This window comes from Chryseobacterium sp. NRRL B-14798, assembly GCF_050470705.1.
Lineage (GTDB): Bacteria > Bacteroidota > Bacteroidia > Flavobacteriales > Weeksellaceae > Chryseobacterium > Chryseobacterium cupriresistens.
This window is the reverse complement of record NZ_JBFLUL010000003.1, coordinates 1-5,742: the sequence shown is the minus strand read 5'-3', so window position 1 is coordinate 5,742 and position 5,742 is coordinate 1. Positions and strand designations below refer to the sequence as shown.

The window sequence follows — 5,742 nt, the reverse complement described above, 5'->3', positions numbered from 1 at the left end:
AGAGCGATCGCAGACCAAAGTTTGGAAATCAGCTCCGGGAAAACTTGGGGAGGAATCTGATGCAGCCTTAGAATATGTAATCCGCTATAAAGGAAAAAAGAACAAGCCGGAACAATATGAAAATATTATTGTTAAAAATATAGGAAGTCAGATCATCAGGCTTAAAGATGTTGCCCGTGTGGAATTCGGAGCGATTTCAAATACCGGAGATAACCTTTCAATGGAAAAAATGCGGTTACTGTAGCGATTATGCAGACTACAGGATCCAACGCCAACCAGATTGAAATTGGGGTGTGAACAAAGCCCTTGACCAATTATCAAAATCATTCCCTCCTGGTATCAAATATACGAAGGTAATGAGTACCAAAGAAAGATTGGATGAAGCTACAGGACAGGTAAAATCAACACTTATAGAAGCTTTTATCCTTGTATTTATCGTGGTATTTATATTCCTGCAGGATTTTCAGATCTACCATTATTCCGGCAGTGGCGGTTCCGGTGGCGATTATCGGTACCTTCTTCTTCCTTCTGGTCCTGGGGGATTTACGATCAACGTACTGACCCTTTTTGCCCTTGTACTGGCCATCGGTATTGTGGTGGATGATGCCATTGTAGTGGTGGAAGCCGTCCACAGTAATATGGAAGGAACGGACCTTTCCGGAAGAGAGGCAACTCATAAAGCGATGAGCGAGATCACAGGAGCGGTTATCTCCATTACTTTGGTGATGTCGGCGGTATTTATCCCAATCGGATTTATGTCCGGTTCAGCAGGATTGTTTTATAAGCAGTTTGCGTATACATTGGCCATAGCCATTATTATTTCAGCGGTTAACGCACTGACATTAACTCCGGCTTTGTGTGCCGTGTTTCTGAAAAACAATCACTCGGGAGAAGGTAAAAAACCAAAAGGATTCGGGCAAAGATTTGCTGTGGCATTTAATGCAGGATTTAATAATATGACCAATCGTTATGCGAAAGGCGTTAGATTTTTAATAGGAAGAAAATGGATGCAGGAGGATTAATCATAGCCGTTATCGGGGTTGCAGGATGGCTGATGTCAAGTACGCCAAAAAGTTTGTACCAATGGAAGACGACGGATTCTTTATGTACACTTAAGTATGCCTCCGGGAACAGCACATTGACCAAAACGACAGAGGTTTCCAACAAAATCAATGACATCTTAAAAGGTGTAGAAGCCGTTCAGGAAAATACTTCTATTACAGGCTACAACCTGCTTAGTAACAGCGCAGGGCCTGCTTATGCTATGGGATTTGTTAAGCTGAAACCTAAAAAAGAAAGAGGTGATGTTCAGGATATTCAGGAAGTGGTAGACATGGCAAATGCAAAATTGGGAGTAATCAAAGAAGGAAGTGTAATGACCTTCAGAATGCCTCCTGTAGAAGGTTACGGAATGACGAATGATGCCGAAATTGTACTGCAGGACCGTATGGGAAGAGATCCTCAGGTTCTTAAGGCCAAAGCAGATGAGCTTATCGGTCAGTTGATGCAGGTTCCGGAAGTAGCATTTGCCTACACCATGTTCAGGGCAGATTATCCTCAGATGGAAACTTGAAGTAAATGAAGATAAAGCAAAGCAGTTGGGAGTAAGCATTTCCAATCTGTTGGGAACTGTTCAGACCTATTTCTCAGGAGATCAGTCTCAGAATTTTTCAAGATTCGGGAAGTTCTATAGAGTGAATATTAAAGCAGATGGTGTTTTCAGAATGGATGAACAGGCCTTCAACGATATTTTTGTAAAAAATGAAAAAGGAGATATGGTACCGGTGAATACATTGATTACTTTGAAAAAAGTCTACGGTCCTGAATCCGTTCAGCGTTACAATCTTTACAACTCATTGAAATATCAACGTATCTCCAAAACCAGGCGTAAGTAACGGAGAATTGATGGATAAACTGGAACAGACTTTAAGCAAGCTACCATCCGACTACAGCTACGAGTGGACAGGATTAAGTTTGGAAGAGAAATCAGCAGGAAATCAAACGATTGCCATTTTGGACTGTGCTTGCTTTTCGTGTACCTGCTCTTGGCAAGCTCAATATGAAAGTTATATCCTTCCTTTAGCTGTAATGCTTTCATTCCAACAGGAATCGTAGGTGCATTTTTAGGAATAAAAGCCATCGGATTGGATAACAACATCTATGTACAGGTAGGATTGATTATGCTTATCGGGGCTTCTCGCCAAAAATGCCATCCTTATTGTAGAATTTGCGATACAAAGGCGTAAGGCAGGACTTTCCATTCTGGATTCAGCACTGGAAGGGGCAAAGGCAAGGTTACGTCCTATTATCATGACATCATTAGCCTTTATTGTAGGAATGGTTCCGCTGATGATTTCTTCAGGAGGAATGGCTTCCGGAAACAAATCCATCAGTACAAGTGCTGCCATGGGAATGTTGAGCGGAGTGGTTTTAGGAGTTTTCGTCATTCCTGTACTCTACATGTTCTTTCAGTATCTGGATGAGAAGTTTCTCTGCCGAAAAAGAAGTACAATACGATAGAAAATCAATTGACAAATGACACTATTTAATATAAAGAATGTCCTTATTTCAGGCGCAATGGCATCATTGCTGATGTCTTGTGCCGTAGGGAAAAAATATACAAGAACAGACCTTCAGATTCCTGAAACCTACAAAGAATCTGTGCAGGTGGACAGGCGATACTGTAGTGTTGCCATGGAAGACTTTTTTCAAAGATCCAAAATTGATTGGTTTAATAGATAAAGCCCTTTCAAGAAACAATGAAGTAATGTAGCCCTGAAAATATAGAACAGCTGGATCTGATCTACAGGCAAGCTAAGCTTAGTTTGATGCCAACACTGGATTTCACTGCAGGAGCAAACAGAAGCTGGGCTTCCAAAAATACCCTTAACGGCTCTCTGAACGAACAGTTTGTCGGTACAAAATACATGGATGATTTCAGTGCCGCACTGAGACTTTCCTGGGAAGTTGACATTTGGGGAAAAGCTAAAATGCAGAAAGAATCTGCAGCAGCAGAATATTTGGACAAAAGGAAAATTTAAATGCCATCAAAAGCAGGATTGTCGTTCAGGTTGCGCAGGCATATTACAACCTTATCAGCCTTGATGAACAGCTGAAAATTGCTGAACAGAATATTGAACTAAGCGACAACACGCTCAAGATGATGAATCTTCAGTTTACAGCAGGACAGATCAATTCATTGGCGGTTCAGCAATCGGAAGCACAGAAGAAAACCGCTGAGCTGCTGATTCCTTTGGCAAAACAGAATATTTCGATTCAGGAAAATGCTTTGAGCATCCTTTGCGGAGAATATCCGGCGAAGATAGAAAGAGAAGGAACCCTTAAAACAATGATTCCCGAAACAAACTGTTTGAAGGATTACCGGCACAACTGCTGAGCCGTAGACCGGATCTGAAGATGGCAGAGTTCAACGTAATTAACCTCAACTCAAAAACCGGACTGGCAAAAGCAGCCATGTATCCGAGTATCAGGTTTAAGCCCGCAAATAGGAGTCAATTCCAATAAATTCAGTTCATGGTTTGATATTCCCGGATCTATTACCAAAGCGATTGCTGCTAATCTTGCTGCGCTGTTTTTCAGAAAAAAGAATTGAAAACAGCGTATGAAACAGCTTTGATTGAACAGGAAAAGCAGCCATCAATTTTAAACAATCTGTAATGACTGCTGTGGCAGAGGTTTCCGACGCTATGGCAAAGTCTAAAGGTTCTTCAGAAAGACTACAGCTTTTAGAACAGAGAACAGCAATTCTGGACAAGGAATCAATGATGCGTTGAAGCTGTATAAAAGTGGTATGGCAACCTATCTGGAAGTCATCACTGCCCAGAACAATAAACTTCAGAAATGATCTGGAAACCATCAATGTTACCCTTGAAAAACTAAATGCTGAGGTTGATCTTTACAGAGCACTTGGCGGAGGTGTACAGTAGAATATTTCTTAAAAAAATAATAAAGGAAGCTATATATGTAGTTTCCTTTTTGCTGTTTTGACGCATCAATACAACTCTATTATTATAACAGGTACGGAATTTGCAATGAAGAGATGAAATTTTATGTGCACAAAATCAATTGGTTATAATTTTTTTTATTCTTTTTTCCTAAAAAAGGATGCAAGATTTTCAGAAAACAGGATTTATATAGATGAGTACTCGAAAATAATTAATGTTTAACGAAAATGTAATGCAATGAAAAAATTGACAGTACCCCGATTTTTTATGACAGTTTTAATGGTTTTGGCAGGATTGACCCTATTCTCATGTAATGATAATGAAGGACCGGACATTCCGCCTGTAAAAATGGAAGAATTACCAGGAAACTATAAAGGAAAAATGATTATTGTACAAGGAACTACCAAAAGAGAGGGAATAAAAGAATTCAAAGTAAAGAAAGATACGATCTCTTTTGCCGAATTTCCAATAGGTGAAATCGTAAAAACTGTAGTAAAGGATCCTGCAAAAGCTGAAACTGCCATAAAATCACTTGGAAAAGTGAACTATGATATTAAATATGCAGCAGTGATCAATACCGCAAATAATGTGATAGAGCTTACTCTTACTCCAAAAACAATGGAGCTTCAGATTCCGGTAGACGGAGTAAACAAAAAAACGGCTGTGGAATTCGTTTCTAAGCAAAAAGGATATTATGTAGGGATGGATAGAACGCTTAGATATGCGCTCACAGCAGAAAAAAATTACAGTAGACGGAACAGTGGTTACTCCTTATGACGTGATCGATTATAATTTCCCGTTCTGTATAAAAAATTAATAAATAGTATCATCAATGGATTGCACTTTATTAAAAAGATGCAATCTATTTTTGCCTGACAGTTTTATAACATCCCGGTGGATACGGAGGCAGTTGCATCATATGGAAGAAAGTAAAGAACAGATTTTGGTAAAGCACCTTCTGAAAAAGGAAGAGGCTGCCTGGAAAGAGCTTTTTGGAGCTTATTCCGGAAATCTGTCCTATGTATGCTCCCGTTATCTGGCAGAAAAAGAAGATGTTCATGATGTGCTTCAAAACAGTTTTATCAAAATGTTCCGTTCGATAGAATCTTTTGAGTACAGAGGTAGTGGTTCTTTAAAAGCCTGGATGACCCGTATCACAGTCAATGAATCTTTAAAGCATATTAAACAGAAAGGTGACTTTAAATCAGCAATTGAAGTAAATGATCTTCCGGATATCCCTAATGAAGAAGACCCGGATTTTGAAGAAATCCCCCGCGATGATATTATGATGATGATCAGAGCTCTTCCTGATGGCTACCGGACTGTTTTTAACCTGTTTGTATTTGAGAAAAAAAGCCATAAAGAAATTGCCGGGCTGCTGGGAATTGCAGAGAATTCTTCTGCATCGCAGTTTCACCGGCAAAAGGATTGCTTGTCCAGAAAATAAAAGAATTTAAAATGTCAAAAAAAGCACAATATGAATAACGAATGGCTAAATAATCTGCGAAGCAGAATGGATGACCATGAAGAGGACGTTCCGGAAGGGTTGTGGATGACATCAGAGATGAATTATTTTCAGGAGAAGAAAATAGCAGCATTCCCGCATTTGTTCCTGAAATGCATGAAGGAGAAACGGAAAAGGCAGAAAAGATAGCTGGCAGAGGTCAAAAATCCCTGTTTTATCGTATCGGAGGAATTGCTGCTGCTATTGCATTGCTGCTTTTGCTGACAAAATTATGGCCACAGAATGATACAGAGACAATGCTGTCTCAGATAC

At 39.7% G+C, this 5,742-nt stretch carries 11 protein-coding genes and 1 pseudogene; all 12 read left to right on the top strand.

All coding sequences use genetic code 11. From position 1 onward, the window contains the following. Window positions 1–244 (top strand): efflux RND transporter permease subunit (locus AB1278_RS00255; protein ID WP_429811657.1); only part of this gene is annotated, 244 nt, incomplete at its 5' end. 49 nt (window positions 245–293) lie between these two features. After that, window positions 294–1,022: an efflux RND transporter permease subunit gene (locus AB1278_RS00250; protein ID WP_429811654.1), complete on the top strand. Its 729-nt coding sequence runs from the start codon at window positions 294–296 to the stop codon at window positions 1,020–1,022. Beyond that, window positions 1,004–1,573, top strand: a complete 570-nt coding sequence (locus AB1278_RS00245; protein ID WP_429811651.1) for an efflux RND transporter permease subunit — start codon at window positions 1,004–1,006, stop codon at window positions 1,571–1,573. The genes AB1278_RS00250 and AB1278_RS00245 overlap by 19 nt, the downstream gene beginning before the upstream one ends. Continuing rightward, entirely contained in the window at window positions 1,527–1,895 is a 369-nt protein-coding gene (locus tag AB1278_RS00240; RefSeq protein WP_429811648.1) for an efflux RND transporter permease subunit, read from the top strand. Before AB1278_RS00245 ends, AB1278_RS00240 begins: the two co-directional genes overlap by 47 nt. A gap of 10 nt (window positions 1,896–1,905) precedes the next feature. Then, window positions 1,906–2,520, top strand: a pseudogene (locus AB1278_RS00235) (efflux RND transporter permease subunit). A gap of 15 nt (window positions 2,521–2,535) precedes the next feature. Further along, entirely contained in the window at window positions 2,536–2,742 is a 207-nt protein-coding gene (locus AB1278_RS00230) for a hypothetical protein (protein ID WP_429811645.1), read from the top strand. Window positions 2,743–2,828: 86 nt separating this feature from the next. After that, window positions 2,829–3,041, top strand: coding sequence for a hypothetical protein (locus AB1278_RS00225; protein ID WP_429811642.1), 213 nt, complete (start codon window positions 2,829–2,831; stop codon window positions 3,039–3,041). Continuing rightward, a complete protein-coding gene (locus AB1278_RS00220) occupies window positions 3,002–3,397 on the top strand; it encodes a TolC family protein (RefSeq protein WP_429811660.1) in 396 nt (131 codons plus the stop codon). Before AB1278_RS00225 ends, AB1278_RS00220 begins: the two co-directional genes overlap by 40 nt. Before the next feature lie 409 nt (window positions 3,398–3,806). Further along, a complete protein-coding gene (locus tag AB1278_RS00215) occupies window positions 3,807–3,947 on the top strand; it encodes a hypothetical protein (RefSeq protein ID WP_429811639.1) in 141 nt (46 codons plus the stop codon). A 255-nt stretch (window positions 3,948–4,202) separates the two neighbouring features. Further along, the gene (locus AB1278_RS00210; protein ID WP_429811636.1) at window positions 4,203–4,742 is read left to right on the top strand and encodes a DUF4840 domain-containing protein; all 540 of its coding nucleotides are present in this window, start codon (window positions 4,203–4,205) and stop codon (window positions 4,740–4,742) included. 142 nt (window positions 4,743–4,884) lie between these two features. Continuing rightward, complete coding sequence (locus tag AB1278_RS00205) at window positions 4,885–5,412, top strand: RNA polymerase sigma factor (protein ID WP_429811633.1); 528 nt, start codon at window positions 4,885–4,887, stop codon at window positions 5,410–5,412. A 101-nt stretch (window positions 5,413–5,513) separates the two neighbouring features. Next, window positions 5,514–5,742, top strand: a 229-nt coding sequence (locus AB1278_RS00200) for a hypothetical protein (RefSeq protein ID WP_429811630.1), incomplete at its 3' end; no start/stop codon positions are given.

What these genes read in the sequence shown, in the direction of transcription:
- AB1278_RS00245 (WP_429811651.1), top strand. Translation starts at nt 1,004, where the DNA reads ATGGATGCAGGAGGATTAATCATAGCCGTTATCGGGGTTGCAGGATGG.
- AB1278_RS00230 (WP_429811645.1), top strand. Translation starts at nt 2,536, where the DNA reads ATGACACTATTTAATATAAAGAATGTCCTTATTTCAGGCGCAATGGCA.
- AB1278_RS00225 (WP_429811642.1), top strand. Translation starts at nt 2,829, where the DNA reads ATGCCAACACTGGATTTCACTGCAGGAGCAAACAGAAGCTGGGCTTCC.
- AB1278_RS00210 (WP_429811636.1), top strand. Translation starts at nt 4,203, where the DNA reads ATGAAAAAATTGACAGTACCCCGATTTTTTATGACAGTTTTAATGGTT.
- AB1278_RS00205 (WP_429811633.1), top strand. Translation starts at nt 4,885, where the DNA reads ATGGAAGAAAGTAAAGAACAGATTTTGGTAAAGCACCTTCTGAAAAAG.